The sequence below is a fragment of the Pseudomonas sp. SWI7 genome (assembly GCF_006351945.1).
In the GTDB taxonomy this organism is placed as follows: domain Bacteria; phylum Pseudomonadota; class Gammaproteobacteria; order Pseudomonadales; family Pseudomonadaceae; genus Aquipseudomonas; species Aquipseudomonas fulva.
In genome coordinates this window covers 3,810,000-3,830,144 of sequence record NZ_CP040930.1, presented here as the reverse complement: position 1 = coordinate 3,830,144, position 20,145 = coordinate 3,810,000, and the positions used below count along the sequence as shown (strand labels likewise).

At 57.8% G+C, this 20,145-nt stretch carries 19 protein-coding genes; 4 read left to right on the top strand and 15 right to left on the bottom strand.

Features of this window, described 5'->3' with window-relative positions:
- Nucleotides 1–37: 37 nt before the first annotated feature.
- The 15 genes from atpA to rpmH all read right to left on the bottom strand — a co-directional run bounded on the left by atpA (nucleotide 38) and on the right by rpmH (nucleotide 13,179).
- On the bottom strand, nucleotides 38–1,582 hold the full coding sequence (gene atpA, locus FH041_RS17460) for a F0F1 ATP synthase subunit alpha (protein ID WP_023532736.1): 1,545 nt from the start codon (nucleotides 1,580–1,582) through the stop codon (nucleotides 38–40).
- Between the two features lie 21 nt (nucleotides 1,583–1,603).
- A complete protein-coding gene (locus tag FH041_RS17455) occupies nucleotides 1,604–2,140 on the bottom strand; it encodes a F0F1 ATP synthase subunit delta (protein ID WP_023532623.1) in 537 nt (178 codons plus the stop codon).
- 12 nt (nucleotides 2,141–2,152) lie between these two features.
- Nucleotides 2,153–2,623, bottom strand: coding sequence for a F0F1 ATP synthase subunit B (locus FH041_RS17450; RefSeq protein WP_011536505.1), 471 nt, complete (start codon nucleotides 2,621–2,623; stop codon nucleotides 2,153–2,155).
- Nucleotides 2,624–2,680: 57 nt separating this feature from the next.
- Entirely contained in the window at nucleotides 2,681–2,938 is a 258-nt protein-coding gene (atpE, locus tag FH041_RS17445) for a F0F1 ATP synthase subunit C (RefSeq protein WP_003097235.1), read from the bottom strand.
- A gap of 145 nt (nucleotides 2,939–3,083) precedes the next feature.
- A complete protein-coding gene (atpB, locus tag FH041_RS17440; protein WP_023532311.1) occupies nucleotides 3,084–3,953 on the bottom strand; it encodes a F0F1 ATP synthase subunit A in 870 nt (289 codons plus the stop codon).
- 16 nt (nucleotides 3,954–3,969) lie between these two features.
- Complete coding sequence (locus FH041_RS17435; protein WP_023532288.1) at nucleotides 3,970–4,377, bottom strand: F0F1 ATP synthase subunit I; 408 nt, start codon at nucleotides 4,375–4,377, stop codon at nucleotides 3,970–3,972.
- Between the two features lie 148 nt (nucleotides 4,378–4,525).
- A complete protein-coding gene (locus FH041_RS17430; RefSeq protein WP_027913312.1) occupies nucleotides 4,526–5,398 on the bottom strand; it encodes a ParB/RepB/Spo0J family partition protein in 873 nt (290 codons plus the stop codon).
- 9 nt (nucleotides 5,399–5,407) lie between these two features.
- Nucleotides 5,408–6,199, bottom strand: a complete 792-nt coding sequence (locus tag FH041_RS17425) for a ParA family protein (RefSeq protein ID WP_023532809.1) — start codon at nucleotides 6,197–6,199, stop codon at nucleotides 5,408–5,410.
- Nucleotides 6,200–6,217: 18 nt separating this feature from the next.
- On the bottom strand, nucleotides 6,218–6,868 hold the full coding sequence (gene rsmG, locus FH041_RS17420; RefSeq protein ID WP_140174896.1) for a 16S rRNA (guanine(527)-N(7))-methyltransferase RsmG: 651 nt from the start codon (nucleotides 6,866–6,868) through the stop codon (nucleotides 6,218–6,220).
- Nucleotides 6,865–8,757 (bottom strand): tRNA uridine-5-carboxymethylaminomethyl(34) synthesis enzyme MnmG, encoded by a 1,893-nt coding sequence (gene mnmG, locus FH041_RS17415; protein ID WP_028686809.1) that lies wholly within the window; start codon nucleotides 8,755–8,757, stop codon nucleotides 6,865–6,867. The genes rsmG and mnmG overlap by 4 nt, the downstream gene beginning before the upstream one ends.
- Nucleotides 8,758–9,239: 482 nt before the next feature.
- A complete protein-coding gene (mnmE, locus tag FH041_RS17410; protein WP_028686810.1) occupies nucleotides 9,240–10,610 on the bottom strand; it encodes a tRNA uridine-5-carboxymethylaminomethyl(34) synthesis GTPase MnmE in 1,371 nt (456 codons plus the stop codon).
- Nucleotides 10,611–10,697: 87 nt separating this feature from the next.
- Entirely contained in the window at nucleotides 10,698–12,386 is a 1,689-nt protein-coding gene (yidC, locus tag FH041_RS17405) for a membrane protein insertase YidC (RefSeq protein WP_028686811.1), read from the bottom strand.
- A 2-nt stretch (nucleotides 12,387–12,388) separates the two neighbouring features.
- Nucleotides 12,389–12,634 (bottom strand): membrane protein insertion efficiency factor YidD, encoded by a 246-nt coding sequence (gene yidD, locus FH041_RS17400; RefSeq protein ID WP_078477749.1) that lies wholly within the window; start codon nucleotides 12,632–12,634, stop codon nucleotides 12,389–12,391.
- Nucleotides 12,627–13,031 (bottom strand): ribonuclease P protein component, encoded by a 405-nt coding sequence (rnpA, locus tag FH041_RS17395; protein ID WP_027913306.1) that lies wholly within the window; start codon nucleotides 13,029–13,031, stop codon nucleotides 12,627–12,629. The genes yidD and rnpA overlap by 8 nt, the downstream gene beginning before the upstream one ends.
- A gap of 13 nt (nucleotides 13,032–13,044) precedes the next feature.
- On the bottom strand, nucleotides 13,045–13,179 hold the full coding sequence (gene rpmH, locus FH041_RS17390) for a 50S ribosomal protein L34 (protein WP_003253163.1): 135 nt from the start codon (nucleotides 13,177–13,179) through the stop codon (nucleotides 13,045–13,047).
- A gap of 599 nt (nucleotides 13,180–13,778) precedes the next feature.
- On the opposite strand from rpmH, the gene dnaA reads away from it, so the two are divergent.
- From dnaA to gyrB, 4 genes are read left to right on the top strand one after another with little or no spacing between them, the layout of a single operon-like run.
- The gene (gene dnaA / locus FH041_RS17385) at nucleotides 13,779–15,305 is read left to right on the top strand and encodes a chromosomal replication initiator protein DnaA (RefSeq protein ID WP_027913305.1); all 1,527 of its coding nucleotides are present in this window, start codon (nucleotides 13,779–13,781) and stop codon (nucleotides 15,303–15,305) included.
- A 40-nt stretch (nucleotides 15,306–15,345) separates the two neighbouring features.
- Nucleotides 15,346–16,449 (top strand): DNA polymerase III subunit beta, encoded by a 1,104-nt coding sequence (gene dnaN, locus FH041_RS17380; protein WP_023532585.1) that lies wholly within the window; start codon nucleotides 15,346–15,348, stop codon nucleotides 16,447–16,449.
- Nucleotides 16,450–16,463: 14 nt separating this feature from the next.
- On the top strand, nucleotides 16,464–17,567 hold the full coding sequence (gene recF, locus FH041_RS17375; protein ID WP_088522807.1) for a DNA replication/repair protein RecF: 1,104 nt from the start codon (nucleotides 16,464–16,466) through the stop codon (nucleotides 17,565–17,567).
- 4 nt (nucleotides 17,568–17,571) lie between these two features.
- The gene (gene gyrB, locus FH041_RS17370) at nucleotides 17,572–19,992 is read left to right on the top strand and encodes a DNA topoisomerase (ATP-hydrolyzing) subunit B (protein ID WP_027913303.1); all 2,421 of its coding nucleotides are present in this window, start codon (nucleotides 17,572–17,574) and stop codon (nucleotides 19,990–19,992) included.
- Nucleotides 19,993–20,145 lie beyond the last annotated feature (153 nt).

Below are 20,145 nucleotides of genomic sequence, written 5' to 3'. Positions count from 1 at the left end.
CAGGTTAGCAAGCGGGGGCCTGGGCCCCCGCTGCGGCTTACCAGGTCTGGGTGGCCTTGAACTTCTCGATACCGGCTTTCATGCCTGCGTCGATTTCGTCGTTGAAGTCACCCTTCACGTTGATCTTCGCCATCAGTTCGGCGTGATCACGGTGGAAGAAGGCGATCAGTGCTTGCTCGAAGCTGCCGACCTTGGAGACTTCTACGTCGGTCAGGAAGCCACGCTCAGCGGCGTACAGCGACAGGGCCATGTCCGCGATGGACATCGGCGCGTACTGCTTCTGCTTCATCAGCTCGGTAACGCGCTGACCATGCTCCAGCTGCTTGCGGGTCGCTTCGTCCAGATCGGACGCGAACTGGGCGAATGCCGCCAGTTCACGGTACTGAGCCAGTGCGGTACGAATACCCCCGGACAGCTTCTTGATGATCTTGGTCTGAGCGGCACCACCTACACGCGATACCGAAACACCGGCGTTCACTGCAGGGCGGATGCCCGAGTTGAACATGGCCGATTCCAGGAAGATCTGACCGTCAGTGATGGAAATCACGTTGGTCGGAACGAACGCCGAAACGTCGCCAGCCTGGGTTTCGATGATCGGCAGAGCGGTCAGGGAACCGGTCTTGCCAGTGACTGCGCCGTTGGTGAACTTCTCGACGTATTCTTCCGAAACGCGCGATGCACGCTCCAGCAGACGGGAGTGGAGATAGAACACGTCGCCTGGGTACGCTTCACGTCCTGGTGGACGACGCAGCAGCAGGGAGATCTGACGGTACGCAACAGCCTGCTTGGACAGGTCATCGTAGACGATCAGGGCGTCTTCACCGCGGTCACGGAAGTACTCGCCCATGGTGCAGCCGGAGTACGGCGCCAGGAACTGCAGTGCAGCCGATTCCGAGGCGCTGGCGGCAACAACGATGGTGTTGGCCAGGGCACCGGCTTCTTCGAGCTTGCGCACGACGTTGGCGATGGTCGACTGCTTCTGGCCAACGGCCACGTATACGCAGAAGATACCGCTGTTTTTCTGGTTGATGATCGCATCGACCGCCATGGCAGTCTTACCGATCTGACGGTCACCAATGATCAGCTCACGCTGACCACGGCCAACCGGGATCATGGCGTCGACCGACTTGTAGCCAGTCTGTACAGGCTGGTCTACCGACTTACGCCAGATCACGCCTGGAGCAACTTTCTCGACCGCGTCGGTCTCGGTGTTGTTCAGCGGACCTTTGCCGTCGATCGGGTTACCCAGTGCGTCCACGACGCGACCCAGCAGTTCCTTACCAACCGGAACTTCCAGGATGCGACCGGTGCACTTGGCGCTCATGCCCTCGGCGAGGGAGGTGTACGCACCCAGTACCACCGCACCTACGGAGTCTTGCTCCAGGTTCAGTGCCATACCGTATACGCCGCCCGGGAACTCGATCATTTCGCCGTACATAGCGTCGGCCAGACCGTGGATCCGTACGATACCGTCGGAAACGCTTACGACGGTACCTTCGTTACGGGCTTGGGAGCCGACATCGAGCTTCTCGATGCGACCCTTGATGATTTCACTAATTTCGGAAGGATTGAGTTGCTGCATTGCTCTGCTGCCCCTTCAAACTCAAGATTTCAATGCTTCGGCCAGTTTCGCGATTTTGCCGCGAACAGAGCCATCGATTACCAGGTCGCCGGCGCGGATGACGACGCCGCCGATCAGGCTGGCATCCTCCGACGCGTGCAGGCGCACTTCCCGGCTGAGCCGTGCACTGAGAACCTTGGCGAGTTTGTCTTGCTGTTCTTGGTTCAACGCAAAAGCACTGGTGACTTCCACGTCCACGGATTTCTCTTGTTCTGCCTTGTACAGGTCGAACAGAGCGGCAATCTCCGGCAGAAGCAGGAGACGGTCGTTTTCCGCGGCAACATGAATGAAATTCTGTGCCGATGCATCGAACTTGTCACCGCAAACGTCAATGAATGCGGCGGCCTTTTCTGCGCTTGTCAGTCGCGGGGCCTTGAGCAGGCGCTGCATGGTGTCGTCTTCGGACACTGCAGCAGCCAGGCCGAGCATGGCTGACCAATTGGCCAGTTGCTGATGGGCCTGGGCATGCTCAAAGGCAGCCTTAGCGTAAGGTCGGGCCAACGTGGTCAGTTCTGCCATGATCGCCCTCGCTTAAATTTCAGCGGCCAGTTTGTTAACCAGCTCTGCATGCGCGTTTTGATCGATTGTGGCGCCAAGGATCTTTTCAGCACCGCCAACAGCCAGGGCACCCACTTGGGCACGCAGGGCGTCTTTGACGCTGTTCAGTTCCTGTTCGATCTCGGCCTGAGCCTGAGCCTTCACACGGTCAGCTTCGACACGAGCCTGTTCACGGGCTTCGTCTACAAGCTGAGCAGCGCGTTTCTTGCTTTGCTCAATGATTTCAGCTGCCTGTGCCTTTGCTTCACGCAGTTGCTGACCCACTTTTTCTTGGGCCAGCTCCAGGTCGCGAGCTGCGCGGTTGGCAGCGTCCAAGCCGTCTGCAATCTTCTTCTGACGCTCTTGCAGAGCAGTGATGACCGGAGGCCATACGTACTTCATGCAGAAGAGTACAAAAATCAGAAAAGCAACGGATTGGCCAATCAGGGTTGCATTAATGTTCACGCCAACACCTCGCTCGGTCTTTGTCCATCACACCAATCAACTCGTCGAAACGAGTGATTAGCCGGCGATTTGACCAACGAAGGGATTCGCGAAGGTGAAGAACAGAGCGATACCAACACCGATCATGGTGACGGCGTCGAGCAGACCGGCAACGATGAACATTTTGACCTGCAGCATCGGAACCATCTCAGGCTGACGAGCAGCGCCTTCCAGGAATTTGCCGCCCAGCAGGCCGAAACCAATGGCGGTACCCAGAGCACCCAGGCCGATCAGCAGAGCAACAGCGATAGCGGTCAGACCAACTACAGTTTCCATCTTTCCTCCCGACTTTTACGTCGTATTGGTTAGGTTTTTTAGTTTGAAGCGGTAAAACGAATCGTTTGGTACAGCATGCCCTTGCGGACTTTTTAAGCCCTCCCCCCAAACGAGCGGGGAAGGCTATCAGACACGCCAGGCGGTCTTAATGGTTATCTTCGTGAGCCATCGACAGGTAGACGATGGTAAGCATCATGAAGATGAAGGCTTGCAGGGTGATGATCAGGATGTGGAACACAGCCCACGCCCATTGCAGCACGATACCCAGGCCGCTGAGCCACAGGATGCCGGCGCCGAACATCACGGCAATCAGGATGAACACCAGTTCGCCGGCGTACATGTTGCCGAACAGACGCAGTGCCAGCGAGATCGGCTTGGCGATCAGGGTCACGAATTCCAGCAGGAAGTTGACCGGGATCAGCAGGATCTGCAGGAAGATGTTCTTGCTGCCGAACGGGTGCAGGGTCAACTCACCGATGAAGCCACCCAGGCCCTTGACCTTGATGCTGTAGAAGATGATCAGCGCAAACACGCAGAAAGCCATGGCCAGGGTCGCGTTCGGGTCGGTGGTCGACACGGCGCGGAACGGAATGTGCGGATCACCCGAGATCAGGATGGCCAGCTGAGGAATCCAGTCGACCGGTACCAGGTCGATGGCGTTCATCAGGAATACCCAGACGAAGATGGTCAGCGCCAGCGGCGCGATCACCGGGCTACGGCCGTGGAAGGAGTCCTTCACGCTGCCGTTGACGAAGTCCACCAGCACTTCGACGAAGTTCTGCAGGCCGCTCGGTTGACCGGAAGTCGCCTTCTTGGCCGCCATGCGGAAGATGAACAGGAAGATCAGACCCAGTGCGACGGACCAACCCAGGGTATCCACGTGGAATGCCCAGAAGCCCATAGCCTTGGCTTCTGCAGCCGAATGGGCGAAGCCCCAGCTGCCGTCTGGTAGTTGACCGTAAGTCAGGTTCTGCAAGTGGTGCTGGATATAGCCCGAAGCGGTTTCTGCTGCCATGGTTGCCTCAAACGCCCTAAGGTCTCGAAAGTCTTTTATTCATCAGCAGGGGCGCGAACCAGCTGACCAAAAGGGTCAACACGAAGACGCCGAATACTGCCAGCGGCGCCAGTGGCTTCACTCCTGCGAAGGTCAGTGCGAAGAGCACTGCCGTCAAAATCATCTTGCCTGCCTCGCCAGCGTAGAACGACTTGACGATGGCCTGCGCCGCCCGAGCTCCGCTAAAGCGAAAAGCCTTCCAGGCGAAATAAACATTGGGCAGCCAGGCAATCAGGCCTCCGCAGAGCCCTGAATATCCGCTGACCGTCCCAGCCAACTGCCACAACACCAAGGTTGCCAGCAGCAGCACGACGAATTGCGTCAGCAATACCGGAAAAACCGCCCAGCGATGGAAAGGCAACCGGTTTGGCGTGCGGATTTCCATCACAACTGCTCCCCGTGAATCGGCCCGCCAGTCAGCGATGACTTGGCATAATTTGTGCCGACAAAATGCGCGCAGAGTATAGGGGTGGATTAACCCCTATTCAACTATTCGTAGTGATTTCCGATTGCGCGCTACAACAGGAATTGTTTCAGCGAATGTGTGCGAGTACGCCCTGCAACTCATCGAGCGAGTTGTAGCGAATGACCAGTTGGCCCTTGCCTTTAGTGCCGTGGCGAATCTGTACAGCCGAGCCCAAACGCTCTGCAAGCCGCTGTTCCAGGCGTGCAATGTCCGGATCAGGTTTGCCGGGTTCTACCGGATCAGGCTTGTCGCTCAGCCACTGGCGCACCAGTGCCTCGGTCTGACGTACGGTCAGCCCACGTGCGACAACATGACGCGCCCCTTCCTCCTGGCGATTCTCCTCCAGGCCTAGCAAAGCCCGTGCGTGACCCATTTCCAGGTCTCCATGGGCGAGCATGGTCTTGATCGCCTCCGGCAACGTGATCAACCGCAACAGGTTGGCCACGGTCACCCGTGACTTGCCTACCGCATCGGCCACTTGCTGCTGGGTCAGCTCGAACTCCTGCTGCAACCGCTGCAAGGCCAGCGCCTCTTCCAGAGGGTTCAAGTCCTCGCGCTGGATGTTCTCGATAAGGGCCATGGCAATGGCCGCTTCGTCAGGGACCTCGCGGACCATGGCCGGAATGGTGTCCAGCCCAGCTTGCTGAGTCGCGCGCCAGCGCCGCTCACCGGCGATGATCTCATAGCGCTCATCGCCAACCGGCCGCACCACGATCGGTTGCATCACGCCATGGCTGCGGATCGAGTGTGCCAGTTCTTCGAGCGCCTGCGGGTCCATGTCGCGACGCGGCTGGTACTTGCCCCGTTGAATCAGCTCGACGGGCAGGTGCTGAAGCTCCTTCAGGTCGATCTTTACAGCCTGCTCTTCGAGCGCGCTCACGGTTGGACCGCTGAGCAGCGCATCCAACCCACGTCCGAGACCCCGTTTCTTGACGGCCATGCGGATTCCTTAAGTTGCTTGTGCAGTGCGGGACTGGCGGCGTTGACGACGGACCAATTCTCCCGCCAGGGCGAGGTAGGCCTGTGCGCCGCGCGATTGCTTGTCGTAGGCCAATGCCGGCATACCGAAGCTGGGTGCTTCGGCCAGGCGGATGTTTCGAGGAATGACGGTGTCGTACAACTGCGAACCGAAGTGCTCCTTGAGCTGCGCCGATACATCGTTGTTCAGGCTCAGCCGCGGATCATACATGGTTCGCAGCAACCCCTCGATCTTGAGCGCGGGGTTCAACTTGGCGGCAATGCGCTTGATGTTGTCCACAAGGTCGCTCAGCCCTTCCAGCGCGTAGTACTCGCACTGCATGGGAATGATCACGCCATCGGAAGCCACCAGGGCATTGAGCGTCAGCATCGACAGTGAAGGCGGGCAGTCGATGAGGATGAAATCGTAATTGTCGCGAATGGGCGCCAGCGCATTGCGCAGGCGGCTTTCCTTGACCTGCATCTCCAGCAGCACCACTTCGGCAGCGGTCAGGTCCCGGTTGGCCGGCAACAGCTGGAACCCGCCATGCTCGGAATAGTGCATGGCCTGGGCCAGGTCACACTCTCCGATAAGCAGGTCGTACACAGAGTGCTCGAGCTCGTGCTTGTCCACGCCGCTGCCCATGGTGGCATTGCCCTGCGGATCGAGGTCGATCAGCAGCACACGGCGCTTGGTCGCCACCAGCGAGGCAGCGAGATTGATACAGGTGGTGGTCTTGCCCACACCACCTTTCTGGTTCGCGATTGCGAATACCTTAGCCATTGATGCGTCTGTTCCCAATCAAGCCTTGCGGCGCAGTATCAGCAGATGACGTTGGCCCTGGCAACCCGGAACGGTCAGGGCCTGCTCGCTTTCCACTGTGAAGTCTGCGGGCAATGCTACCAGTTCATCGGCAGGATGCAGCCCCTTCATTGCAAGCCACTGCGTCCCGGTGTTGCCCAGGTGGCGGGTCCAGTTGGTGAAATTCTCCATGCTGCTGAAAGCGCGGGAGATGATGCCGTCGAACGGCTGGGCCGGCGTGTACCCCTCGACCCTGCTGTGGATAACCGTGAGGTTGTCCAGCTTGAGTTCCATTTTCACCTGGGTCAGAAAGCGCGTCTTCTTGCCGTTGGCATCCAGCACGGTGATTCGTTTTTCGGGATGCAGGATAGCCATGGGCACACCGGGCATGCCTCCGCCGCTGCCAACATCCAGCCAGTTGCTGCGCTCGCTGTGGATAAACGGCATCACGCTGAGGCTGTCGAGCAGGTGACGCGAAACCATTTCGTCCGGATCCCGGACGGCGGTGAGGTTGTAGGCCTTGTTCCATTTGATCAACAGGGCCAGGTAGCCCAGCAGTTTTTCATGGTGTTCAAGGCTCAGGGGCACCCCCAACTGGCGGGCACCTGTGGACAACTCTTCGGCATGTTGCGAGGTAACCAGGGAACTCAAACGCTTTGCTCCAGCTCGCGGCCTGCGCCGCGTTTCTTCAGGTGAATGAGCAACAGGGAAATGGCCGCCGGCGTAACGCCCGGAATGCGCGAGGCTTGCCCCAGGGTTTCGGGACGGGTCTGGCTGAGTTTCCCCTGAATCTCCTTGGACAGCCCCGAAATCGTGGCGTACTCGATATCCACAGGCAGGCGCGTGTCCTCGCTGGCTCGCAGGCGGGCAATTTCGTCCTGCTGACGGTCGATGTAGCCCGCATATTTGGTACGAATCTCGACCTGCTCGGCAACCTGTGGGTCGATCGACTCGCCGCCGGTAGCCGCCATAAGCCCTGCGTAGTCGATTTCAGGCCGCGCCAACAGGTTCAGCAGGCTGTACTCGTGGCTCAGTGGCGTACCGAACTTGTCCACAACGGCTTGGCCTAGCTCGGTGTTGGGTCTTATCCAGGTCGATTTCAGCCGCTGCTCTTCTTTTTCGATTCCGTCGCGCTTGGTGCAGAAGGCGTCCCAGCGCTCGTCGTCGATCAACCCCAGCGCTCGCCCTTTTTCAGTCAGACGCAGGTCAGCGTTGTCCTCGCGCAGGATCAACCGGTATTCGGCACGGGATGTGAACATCCGATACGGTTCTTGAGTACCCAAGGTGATCAGGTCATCGACCAGCACGCCGATATAGGCTTCATCGCGCCGCGGGCACCAGGTCTCGCGCCCCTGGGCGCGCAGTGCGGCGTTGGTCCCGGCCAACAGGCCTTGCGCACCGGCTTCTTCGTAACCGGTGGTGCCGTTGATCTGGCCAGCGAAGAAAAGCCCACCAATGACTTTGGTTTCAAGGCTGTACTTCAGGTCACGCGGATCGAAGTAGTCATATTCGATGGCATAGCCTGGGCGAACGATATGCGCGTTTTCCATGCCGCGGATCGAGCGCACCAATTCCAGCTGCACATCGAAGGGCAGCGACGTGGAGATGCCGTTGGGGTAGAGCTCATGGGTAGTCAGGCCTTCAGGCTCGATGAATACCTGATGGCTTTCCTTGTCCGCAAAGCGGTGGATCTTGTCTTCGATCGACGGGCAGTAACGTGGCCCTACCCCTTCGATGACGCCCGAGTACATGGGCGAGCGGTCAAGGTTCGAAGCGATGATGTCATGTGTGCGGGCGTTGGTGTGAGTGATGTAGCAGCTCACCTGGCGCGGGTGCATGCCGGCATTGCCCATGAACGACATCACCGGGATGGGCGTGTCGCCGGGCTGCTCGGTCATGACCGAGAAATCAACGGAGCGGCCGTCGATGCGAGGCGGCGTACCTGTCTTCAGACGGCCAACGCGTAGCGGCAATTCACGCATGCGATGCGCCAACGCGATGGAAGGCGGATCACCTGCGCGTCCACCCGAGTGGTTCTGCATGCCGATATGGATCAAACCGCCCAGGAAGGTGCCGGTGGTGAGCACGACAGAGTTTGCAAAGAACCGCAGCCCCATCTGGGTGACCACGCCTTTGACTTCATCCTGTTCAACGATCAGGTCGTCACACGATTGCTGAAATATCCACAGGTTGGGCTGGTTTTCCAACATCTCACGCACCACCGCCTTGTAGATGGCGCGGTCAGCCTGCGCACGCGTGGCGCGAACGGCTGGGCCTTTGCGGTTGTTCAACACGCGAAACTGAATACCACTCTTGTCGGTGGCCAGCGCCATGGCGCCGCCCAAGGCATCGATTTCCTTGACCAGATGGCTCTTGCCGATGCCACCAATGGCAGGGTTGCAACTCATGTGCCCGAGGGTTTCCACGTTGTGGGTCAGCAGCAGGGTTTTGACACCCATGCGTGCAGACGCAAGCGCAGCCTCGGTACCGGCATGGCCGCCGCCGATGACGATCACTTCAAAACGGGAAGGGAAATCCACCACGCACCTCGTGCCTGTTGTGCAAATAGAAAAGGTAAGCCGACAAGTATAGGGACATCACCCCCCTCAATGAAACCGTCTGAGCAAATTTTGATCAGGCTGTGGATGAATGGCATACAACAGAAATCAAGAAGAGAGATTTATAAAAGCTTTGTTTTTATGTTTATTCTTATGCACAGTACTATCTGTGGATAACGCTCTGAAGGCCATGTAGCACGTGCTGTACAGAGATCCTGAACCCTGTGGCTTACCCCCTCTGAGCGCTTGGGATAACGAGGAATAGCCTGTGGATTAAAGTGATGGTTACCCACAGGGCCATTTATCCTCAAGAAAAAGTGCCGCTTATCAACGGAGCTTAGCGAGGGTTTTCCACAGGGCTTAGCGGGTGCCGTTCTTAGGCTATGCCTTGCTGGAGGCTTTGTTCGGGCCAAAAAAAACCGCCTCAAAGAGGCGGTTGGCTGATGTGGGACCTGGCTTGTCTGTTACTTGCCGATGCAAAAACTCGAGAAAATCCGTCCCAACAAGTCATCGGAACTGAAGGCTCCGGTGATTTCCCCAAGCACCTGTTGTGCCTGCCGCAGGTCCTCTGCCAGTAACTCACCTGCACCGGCAAGGGTCAGCTGCGCACGGCCATGCTCCAGGTGCTCACTGGCCTGGCGCAAGGCATCCAGATGCCGTCTACGGGCGCTGAAACCACTTTCGGCGGTCTGTTCATAGCCCATGCAGGCCTTGAGATGGTCGCGCAACAGCTGCAGCCCTCCCCCCTCTCCTTTGGCGCTCAGCGTGATGGTGGCTTGTCCATCTTCGCCCTGGTGCAGCGCGACAGGCTCCCCGCTCAGATCCGCTTTGTTGCGTATGAGGGTTACCCGTGCCGGATCCGGGCGCTGGTCCAGAAACTCGGGCCACAGGGAGAAGGGATCGCCGGCTTCAGGGGCCGTGGAGTCCACAACCAGCAATATCCGGTCTGCCTCACTTATCGCTCGTAGCGCGCGCTCCACACCGATCTTTTCCACATGATCATCTGTCGAACGTAGCCCGGCTGTGTCCACCACGTGAAGCGGCATACCGTCGATGTGGATATGTTCGCGCAGGGTATCCCGGGTCGTGCCGGCGATATCCGTCACGATCGCCGCTTCACGTCCCGCCAGCTGGTTGAGCAGGCTCGACTTGCCTGCATTGGGCCGCCCAGCGATGACCACTGTCATGCCATCGCGCAGCAATGCACCTTGGCCTGCCTCACGCAGTACTGTGGATAAATGATCCCTTACGGCATCGAGCATCGACAGCACATGGCCATCGGCTAGAAAGTCGATTTCCTCCTCGGGAAAATCAATGGCGGCCTCAACGTAGATGCGCAGCGCGATCAACGCTTCGGTAAGGCTGTGGACATGTCTTGAGAATTCGCCCTGCAGCGATCGCAGTGCGTTTCGCGCTGCCTGGCTGGAGCTGGCTTCGATCAAGTCGGCGATGGCCTCAGCTTGAGCCAGGTCGAGCTTGTCATTGAGAAATGCCCGCTCGCTGAACTCACCCGGCCTGGCCAGGCGACAACCCAGTTGTACACAGCGCTGTAGCAGCATATCCAGAACGACGGGGCCGCCATGGCCTTGCAGCTCGAGTACATCTTCACCGGTGAATGAGTGGGGCCCCGGAAAGAACAGCGCGATACCTTCATCCAGTACCACCCCCTCCTCGTCTCGGAACGGCCCGTAATGAGCATGACGCGGTTGCAGGCTGCGACCGGTTATCCACTGGCCCGCCTTGGCAGCCAGTGGCCCTGACAACCTTACGATGCCTACACCGCCGCGGCCTTGGGCAGTAGCGATGGCGGCAATGGTTTCACGCACAGTATTCATGCTGGGGAAGCCTCTACGACAAAAACGACAGATAGCAAAAACGCCCCACGAAGGGGCGTTTTATTCACAAGCTAGCGTAGCAGCCCGTCAGGCAGCCGCTTTCTTGTTGGCAGCCTCGATGCTGCGTGTGATGTACCACTGCTGCGTGATGGACAGGCAGTTGTTCACAACCCAGTACAGCACCAGACCTGCTGGGAACCACAGGAAGAAGAAGGTGAAGATGATCGGCATCATTTTCATCACCTTGGCCTGCATCGGATCCGGCGGGGTCGGGTTCAGGCGCTGCTGGATGAACATGGTGGCGCCCATGATGATCGGCAGGATGAAGAACGGATCCTTGATAGACAGGTCGGTAATCCACAGCATCCAAGGTGCCTGACGCATCTCGACGCTTTCCAGCAGTACCCAGTAAAGGGCCAGGAATACTGGCATCTGAACCAGGATCGGCAAGCAACCGCCCAGTGGGTTGATCTTCTCTTTCTTGTACAGCTCCATCATCGCCTGGGACATCTTCTGGCGATCATCGCCGAAGCGTTCCTTGAGCGCTGCGAGCTTGGGCGAGACCGCACGCATACGTGCCATGGAACGGTAGCTGGCAGCGGACAGCGGGAAGAACAGGCCCTTGATGAGCATGGTCAGCACGATGATCGACCAGCCCCAGTTACCCAGCAGGCTGTGGATATGTTGCAGAAGCCAGAAGATCGGCTGGGCGATGAACCACAAGAAGCCGTAGTCGACGGTCAGTTCCAGGCCTGGGGACAACTCCTTGAGCTTGGACTGGATCTTGGGACCGGCATACAGCATGGCGCTGGTTTCAGCCTTGCCCCCAGCAGGCACGCTGATAGCCGGGCCGGTGTAGCCGATGATGTAATTACCCTGGCTGTCCTTGCGGGTTTGCACCACGTTGTTGTCGGACTTGGCCGGGATCCATGCGGTCACGAAGTAGTGCTGAAGCCATGCTACCCAGCCGCCGGACACATTTTCTTTCAAACTACCTTTGTCGATGTCCTTCATCGAGACCTTTTTGTAAGGCTCCGAAGGTGTCCACAAGGCCGCACCCAAGTAGGTCGCGGTACCCGTGGCAGTGCTCGACGATGGATCGGAACTGGCATCGCGCTTGAGCTGGGCGAACATGTTGCCGCTCCAAGCCTGGCTGCTCTGGTTGTCGATCAGGTAGCTGACGTTCAGGTCATATTCGCCGCGCTTGAAGCTGAAGCGCTTGATGTAGTTGACCCCGTTGTCGCTGAACTTCAGGTCCACCACCAACTGGTCCTGACCATCGGCCAACTGATAACGCTTCTGATCGGCAGCGTAGAGGGGGCGACCGGTCGAGCGGGCATCTGGACCGTTGGCACCAGTCAAGCCGCTTTGCGCGAGATAGACGCGCTCCCCACCGTTGTCGAACAGTTGGAACGGAATGTCCGGATGGTCCTGACGGCGTGGATACTGCGGCAGGTTCAACTGGACGACGTCACCACCTACCGGATCGATAGCCAGGTCCAGCACATCGGTCTTGACCCGGATCAGGTCCTTGCTGACAGCCACGGGTGCCTGATCGGCGGTGTGGGTTTCAGCAGTGGCGCTTGGCACATCGGCGCTGGCACCCGCACCGGAATCACCGGCAGGTACGCCATCGGGCAAACCAGGGTTGGTCGTGCTGGCAGCAGTATTCTGAGTCGGCAGGGCAGCCTGGCCGTAGTCCTGGTTCCATTTAAGGACCATGACGTAGGACACGATTGCCAGGGCGACGATCAGGATCGTGCGTTTAATATCCATGATTACTCGGCTATCGAAGAAGTTCGGGAGGAAGGAGCGGGTGGAACGGGGTCGAAACCGCCGTCGTTCCACGGATGACAACGCCCCAGGCGACGAACGGCTAGCCATCCACCACGCCAGAGGCCGTGGTTTTCGATGGCTTCGTAGGCGTAACAAGAGCAACTGGGGTAGAAACGGCAGTGGCTGGCCATCAGAGGACTAATGGCATAACGGTAAAACTGGATCGGAACGAGTGCCAGTTTACGCATCTTGGCTGCTTACCCCTGCGCGATCGGCGGAGACTGCTGGTGCCGGTCGGCTACGCGCCAGGCGCTTCCAGAGTTTGCCGAAGTGTTGGTGCAATTCCGGGTTTTCTATCTCACCCAATCCCTTGCGCGCGACGATCACGATATCCAATCCGGCAAGTGAATGCTGGTTCAGACGAAAGGAATCGCGCATCAAGCGCTTGAGGCGGTTGCGTTGAACGGCGAGCTTGACGCTTTTCTTGCCAATCACCAGGCCAAGGCGCGGGTGATCCAGACCGTTCTCGCGAGCAAGGATCAGCAGGTTTTTCCCTGGAACCTTGCCGGTTGGGGAGTCGAAGACCGCTTTGAAATGCCGGGGTGTAAGCAGTCGCTTTTCCCGACTGAAGTCCTGACTCACCACCTGTGCCGAAAAATCAAATGGCCAGACGCTTACGGCCTTTGGCACGACGACGCGACAGAACAGCGCGGCCGTTCTTAGTAGCCATACGGGCACGGAAACCGTGAGTGCGCGCGCGCTTGATGGTGCTTGGTTGGAAAGTACGTTTCATGGCGTGTTACCTGGGTTTGTCGACGACGGGCCGGGATGGCCCCCTTTTAAGAGACCGGCGATTCTAGAGAAAGCAAGCCCATAGGTCAATTTCCAACCAACCTTTCCTTTAGGTGTGGGATGAACGGGCGTAAGGATTGGCTAGCGGCACTGACACCTCCATGAGGCTGGGCAGCACACAACATGCTCAACATGAAAAATAAGAAAGACATATAAAAAGCTTCTCTAAAGATCTTAATACTCTTAAGTGGATAACTTTCTGTGGATAACGTGCTGAAGGCCTCATAGCCAGGGCTTCGCAGCATTTTTAAACCCTGTTCGGAAGCCGTGCTGCGACTGTTCTAGAGCTGAATTTAAGCTGTGCATAAAAGGGCTATTTATACACAGGCAGGTTATACACAGGCCAATTCACTGGCTTGTGCATAGCCCTCATGGCTAGTTATCCACATGGTTTATGCACAGCGTATAAGTGGTGTTTCGGTCATTGAATGACAGTTCTGCCATACATGCCGGCGTGTCCGCATGTGGATAACTGAGCGCGTGCCCGGTACAATGGCCGTTTGTTTCAGCCTTCGTGGCTTTCAAGCTCAGGGGATATCCGTGTCAGTGGAACTTTGGCAGCAGTGCGTGGAGCTTCTGCGCGATGAACTGCCTGCCCAGCAATTCAACACCTGGATCCGTCCGTTACAGGTCGAAGCCGAAGGCGACGAGTTGCGCGTCTATGCGCCTAACCGTTTCGTTCTCGATTGGGTCAATGAAAAGTACCTGGGGCGTTTGCTTGAGCTTTTGGGAGAAAAAGGCACGGGCATCGCCCCTGCGTTGTCGCTGCTGATCGGCAGCCGGCGCAGCTCTGCCCCCCGTGCGGCACCTAATGCCCCAGTGAGCGCGGCTGTGGCAGCCTCTCTGGTGCAAACGACGCCCAAGGCCCCCTCCATCACGCCGTCCGAGCCCGCTCCAGTGGCCTCGTCCGACCCCGCGCCTGCAAACGCCAACGACGTGGCCGAGCCTTCTTCGAGGGATAGCTTCGATGCCATGGCCGAACCTGCTCAGGCCCCCGCGGGTAGGACAGAGCAGCGGACGGTGCAGGTGGAAGGTGCTCTCAAGCACACCAGCTACCTGAACCGCACGTTCACGTTCGACACATTTGTAGAAGGCAAGTCGAACCAGCTGGCCCGTGCCGCCGCCTGGCAGGTTGCCGACAATCCCAAGCATGGTTATAACCCCCTGTTTCTCTATGGCGGTGTGGGCTTGGGTAAAACCCACCTTATGCATGCCGTGGGTAACCACCTGCTTAGAAAGAACCCGAATGCCAAGGTGGTGTACCTGCATTCCGAGCGCTTCGTCGCCGATATGGTCAAGGCACTTCAGCTCAATGCAATCAACGAGTTCAAGCGCTTCTACCGTTCGGTCGATGCGCTGCTCATCGATGACATTCAGTTCTTTGCGCGCAAGGAGCGTTCACAGGAAGAGTTTTTCCACACCTTCAACGCACTGCTCGAAGGTGGCCAGCAGGTGATCCTCACCTCCGATCGATATCCCAAGGAAATCGAAGGGCTCGAGGAACGTTTGAAATCGCGCTTTGGCTGGGGCCTCACGGTGGCCGTGGAGCCGCCGGAACTGGAAACGCGCGTCGCGATCCTGATGAAGAAGGCCGATCAGGCCAAGGTGGAACTGCCGCACGATGCGGCCTTCTTCATCGCTCAGCGTATTCGGTCGAACGTGCGTGAGCTGGAGGGCGCCCTGAAGCGCGTGATCGCCCATTCGCACTTCATGGGGCGCGACATCACTATCGAGTTGATCCGCGAATCCCTGAAGGACCTTCTGGCACTGCAAGACAAGCTGGTGAGTGTGGATAACATCCAGCGTACGGTGGCCGAGTACTACAAGATCAAGATCTCCGATCTGTTGTCCAAACGCCGGTCCCGTTCGGTAGCTCGTCCACGTCAGGTGGCGATGGCGCTCTCCAAGGAGCTGACCAACCACAGCTTGCCAGAAATCGGCGACATGTTTGGTGGGCGCGACCACACGACCGTGCTGCATGCCTGCCGAAAGATCAATGAACTGAAAGAATCCGACGCGGATATCCGCGAGGACTACAAGAACCTGCTGCGCACGCTGACGACCTGAGGGCCGTCAGCGCAGCCATATGAAGGCAAGGGACTAGACCATGCATTTCACGATTCAACGCGAAGCCTTGCTCAAACCTCTGCAACTGGTGGCAGGTGTCGTCGAGCGCCGGCAGACGTTGCCGGTGCTTTCAAATGTTTTGCTGGTCGTTCAAGGCCAGCAACTGTCGCTGACCGGTACCGACCTTGAGGTTGAACTGGTGGGCCGCGTGCAACTGGAAGAACCTGCCGAGCCTGGCGAGATCACTGTCCCAGCACGCAAGCTGATGGACATCTGCAAAAGCCTGCCCAGTGACGTGCTGATCGACATCAAGCTCGATGAGCAAAAACTGCTGGTCAAGGCCGGGCGTAGCCGCTTCACACTGTCGACGTTGCCTGCCAATGATTTCCCGACCGTGGAAGAAGGGCCAGGCTCGCTCACGTGCAATCTGGAACAAAGCAAACTGCGTCGATTGATCGAACGCACCAGCTTCGCCATGGCCCAGCAAGACGTGCGTTACTACCTTAACGGTATGCTGCTGGAGGTGTCGCGCAATACCCTGCGTGCCGTTTCCACTGATGGCCACCGCCTGGCATTGTGCTCGATGAGTGCACCGATCGAACAGGACGACCGCCACCAGGTGATCGTGCCGCGCAAAGGTATTCTGGAGCTTGCTCGCTTGCTGACCGAGCCTGAAGGCATGGTCAGCATCGTTCTTGGGCAACACCATATCCGCGCAACGACGGGTGAGTTCACATTCACCTCCAAGCTCGTCGACGGTAAATTCCCTGACTACGAGCGTGTGCTGCCCAAAGGCGGTGACAAACTGGTGATTGGTGATCGCCAAGCTTTGCGCGAGGCGTTCAGCCGCACCGCGATCCTGTCCAACGAAAAGTACCGCGGGATTCGCTTGTTGCTCGCTGCCGGCCAGTTGAAGATCCAGGCCAACAACCCCGAGCAGGAAGAGGCTGAGGAAGAAATCAGCGTCGACTACGACGGTAGCTCGCTTGAGATCGGTTTCAACGTCAGCTACCTGCTGGATGTGCTGGGCGTCATGACCACTGAGCAGGTGCGCCTTATTTTGTCGGACTCCAACAGCAGTGCACTGCTGCAGGAGGCAGGCAATGACGACTCTTCGTACGTTGTCATGCCGATGCGGCTGTAAGCAAAGCAGGCCAAATGTCACTTAGGCGTATCATCGTCACCGGGGTGCGAAATCTGCACCCGGTGACGCTCTCCCCTTCCCCGCGTATCAACGTGCTCTTTGGCGATAACGGGAGCGGCAAGACAAGCCTTCTCGAAGCTGTTCATCTACTCGGGCTGGCTAGATCCTTTCGCAGCACTCGCTTGAACCCGGTAATCCAGTACGAGCAAGCCTCTTGTACGGTATTCGGGGAGGTGCTCCTTGCCGAAGGCGGTACCTGTAACCTTGGGGTGTCTCGCGAACGGCAGGGTGATTTCACCATCAGGATCGATGGGCAGAATGCGCGTAGCGCTGCACAGCTTGCTGAATTGCTTCCATTACAGCTCATCAACCCAGACAGCTTTCGACTCCTCGAAGGCGCCCCGAAGATCAGGCGACAGTTTCTCGACTGGGGCGTGTTCCACGTGGAACCTCGCTTCATGCCCGCGTGGCAACGCCTGCAGAAGGCCCTCAGGCAGCGGAACTCATGGTTGCGGCATGGTACACTTGACCTAGCTTCGCAAGCCGCTTGGGACCGGGAGTTATGCCTGGCCAGCGCCGAAATAGATGAATACCGCCGCGAATACATCAAGGCCCTGAAGCCTGTATTCGAAAAGACTTTGAGTGAGTTGCTTGAGCTAGACGGTCTTACCCTGAGCTATTACCGAGGCTGGGACAAAGACCGGGAGCTGCAGGATGTGTTGACTACTTCCCTCCTTCGTGACCAGCAGATGGGACACACGCAGGCGGGTCCGCAACGTGCAGATTTGCGACTTCGATTAGCTGCAAACAACGCAGCAGACATCCTGTCCCGCGGCCAGCAAAAACTGGTGGTATGCGCACTGCGGATAGCTCAAGGTCATTTGGTTGGCCAAGCACGACGCGGCCACTGCATTTATCTTGTGGACGATTTGCCGTCGGAACTCGATGAGCAACATCGCCGCGCACTATGTCGCTTGCTTGAAGAATTACGCTGCCAGGTATTCATCACCTGTGTAGATCATGAATTATTGAGGGAAGGCTGGCAGACGGAAACGCCGGTTGCTTTGTTCCACGTGGAACAAGGCCGTATCACCCAGACCCACGACCATCGGGAGTGAAGGCATGAGCGAAAATCAGACGTACGACTCCTCCAGCATCAAGGTGCTAAAAGGTTTGGATGCCGTGCGCAAGCGTCCCGGCATGTACATTGGCGACACCGATGATGGTAGCGGCCTGCACCACATGGTCTTCGAGGTGGTCGACAACTCCATCGACGAAGCCCTGGCCGGTCACTGCGACGACATCACAGTAATTATTCACCCTGATGAATCCATCAGCGTGCGTGACAACGGCCGTGGCATTCCGGTCGACGTGCATAAAGAAGAAGGCGTTTCGGCAGCAGAAGTCATCATGACTGTGCTGCACGCAGGCGGTAAGTTCGATGACAACTCCTACAAGGTATCCGGTGGATTGCACGGGGTAGGCGTTTCGGTCGTCAACGCGTTGTCCGAGCAACTGATACTGACGGTGCGTCGCAGCGGCAAGATCTGGGAACAGACGTACGTACACGGTGTGCCTCAGGCGCCGATGGCCATCGTCGGTGAAAGTGAGACGACCGGTACTCACATTCACTTCAAGCCATCCGCAGAGACATTCAAGAATATTCACTTCAGCTGGGACATCCTGGCCAAGCGTATTCGTGAGCTGTCTTTCCTGAACTCGGGCGTCGGCATTCTGCTGAAAGACGAGCGCAGTGGTAAGGAAGAGTTCTTCAAGTACGAAGGCGGTCTGCGGGCATTCGTCGAATACCTGAATACCAACAAGACGCCGGTGAACGCCCAGGTGTTCCACTTCAGCGTACAGCGCGAAGACGGTGTGGGTGTAGAAGTTGCTCTCCAGTGGAACGACAGCTTCAACGAGAACCTGCTGTGCTTTACCAACAACATCCCGCAACGCGATGGCGGTACGCACCTGGTGGGTTTCCGTTCGTCTTTGACGCGCAGCCTGAACAGCTACATCGAGCAGGAAGGCCTGGCTAAGAAGAACAAGGTTTCCACCACTGGGGACGACGCACGCGAAGGCCTGACTGCGATCATTTCGGTCAAGGTGCCCGACCCCAAGTTCAGCTCGCAGACTAAAGACAAGCTGGTATCGTCGGAAGTAAAAACCGCTGTCGAGCAGGAGATGAACAAGTACTTCTCTGACTTCCTGCTGGAGAACCCGAACGAAGCCAAGGCTGTCGTCGGCAAGATGATCGATGCTGCGCGCGCCCGTGAAGCTGCACGCAAAGCGCGTGAGATGACTCGCCGTAAAGGCGCACTTGATATTGCGGGCTTGCCAGGCAAGCTGGCTGACTGCCAGGAGAAGGACCCTGCCCTGTCTGAACTCTACCTGGTGGAGGGTGACTCTGCAGGCGGCTCTGCGAAACAGGGGCGTAACCGTCGGACCCAGGCCATCTTGCCACTCAAAGGCAAGATCCTGAACGTAGAGAAAGCTCGGTTCGACAAGATGATTTCGTCCCAGGAAGTCGGGACTTTGATCACCGCGCTGGGCTGCGGCATTGGCCGGGAAGAGTACAACATCGAAAAGCTGCGGTATCACAACATCATCATCATGACCGATGCTGACGTTGACGGTTCGCACATTCGTACGTTGCTGCTGACCTTCTTCTTCCGTCAGTTGCCAGAGCTGGTCGAGCGCGGCTACATCTACATTGCTCAGCCACCGTTGTACAAGGTCAAGCGCGGCAAGCAAGAGCAGTACATCAAGGACGATGAGGCCATGGAAGAGTACATGACCCAATCGGCCCTGGAAGACGCCAGCCTGCACCTGGACGAATCCGCGCCGCCGGTATCCGGCGTGCAACTGGAAGCCCTGGTCAACGAGTTCCGCGGTGTGATGAAGACCCTCAAGCGTCTGTCGCGCCTGTACCCGCAGGAGCTCACCGAGCATTTCATCTACCTGCCTGAAGTCACTCTCGAGCAGCTGGGTGATCATGCGGTGATGGAAGCCTGGAAGAACCAGTTGCATGAGCGCCTGAATTCGACCCAGAAATCGGGCCTGGTCTACAAGGCCAGCCTGCGTGAAGACAAGGAACGTAATGTGTGGCTGCCTGAGGTGGAAATCACCTCCCACGGGCTTGCCAGCTACATCACGTTCAACCGTGACTTCTTCGGCAGCAACGACTACCGCACCGTGGTCAACGTGGGTGCCAAGCTGTCCAGCCTGTTGGGTGAAGGCGCTTATGTGCAACGTGGTGAGCGTCGCAAGGCCATCGTCGAGTTCAAGGAAGGCTTGGACTGGTTGATGAACGAGACCACCAAGCGCCATACCATCCAGCGCTATAAAGGGCTGGGTGAGATGAACCCGGATCAGTTGTGGGAAACCACCATGGACCCAACTGTGCGCCGTATGCTGAAGGTCACCATCGAAGATGCAATCGCGGCTGACCAGATCTTCAACACCCTGATGGGTGACGCCGTTGAACCGCGCCGTGACTTTATCGAAAGCAATGCATTGTCGGTGTCCAACCTGGACTTCTGATCAGCCTTGACCGTTGCACGACCGGGCAGCTTCGAAATTCGAGCCTAACCGGTCATCATCAAGCCCGCGCTAGCGGGCTTTTTCATTTCCAATCTCCGGGTAGGCACGCTCACCCCGCATTAGCTCAAGGGTGTAATTCAGAACGGACTTGCA

Excerpts from the sequence above, each read along its gene's own strand:
- dnaN (WP_023532585.1), top strand. The coding sequence starts at position 15,346 with ATGCATTTCACGATTCAACGCGAAGCCTTGCTCAAACCTCTGCAACTG.
- atpB (WP_023532311.1), bottom strand. The coding sequence starts at position 3,953 with ATGGCAGCAGAAACCGCTTCGGGCTATATCCAGCACCACTTGCAGAAC.
- FH041_RS17455 (WP_023532623.1), bottom strand. The coding sequence starts at position 2,140 with ATGGCAGAACTGACCACGTTGGCCCGACCTTACGCTAAGGCTGCCTTT.
- FH041_RS17430 (WP_027913312.1), bottom strand. The coding sequence starts at position 5,398 with ATGGCCGTCAAGAAACGGGGTCTCGGACGTGGGTTGGATGCGCTGCTC.
- gyrB (WP_027913303.1), top strand. The coding sequence starts at position 17,572 with ATGAGCGAAAATCAGACGTACGACTCCTCCAGCATCAAGGTGCTAAAA.
- atpA (WP_023532736.1), bottom strand. The coding sequence starts at position 1,582 with ATGCAGCAACTCAATCCTTCCGAAATTAGTGAAATCATCAAGGGTCGC.
- FH041_RS17435 (WP_023532288.1), bottom strand. The coding sequence starts at position 4,377 with ATGGAAATCCGCACGCCAAACCGGTTGCCTTTCCATCGCTGGGCGGTT.
- recF (WP_088522807.1), top strand. The coding sequence starts at position 16,464 with ATGTCACTTAGGCGTATCATCGTCACCGGGGTGCGAAATCTGCACCCG.
- yidD (WP_078477749.1), bottom strand. The coding sequence starts at position 12,634 with ATGCGTAAACTGGCACTCGTTCCGATCCAGTTTTACCGTTATGCCATT.
- FH041_RS17425 (WP_023532809.1), bottom strand. The coding sequence starts at position 6,199 with ATGGCTAAGGTATTCGCAATCGCGAACCAGAAAGGTGGTGTGGGCAAG.
- mnmE (WP_028686810.1), bottom strand. The coding sequence starts at position 10,610 with ATGAATACTGTGCGTGAAACCATTGCCGCCATCGCTACTGCCCAAGGC.
- rpmH (WP_003253163.1), bottom strand. The coding sequence starts at position 13,179 with ATGAAACGTACTTTCCAACCAAGCACCATCAAGCGCGCGCGCACTCAC.
- yidC (WP_028686811.1), bottom strand. The coding sequence starts at position 12,386 with ATGGATATTAAACGCACGATCCTGATCGTCGCCCTGGCAATCGTGTCC.
- atpE (WP_003097235.1), bottom strand. The coding sequence starts at position 2,938 with ATGGAAACTGTAGTTGGTCTGACCGCTATCGCTGTTGCTCTGCTGATC.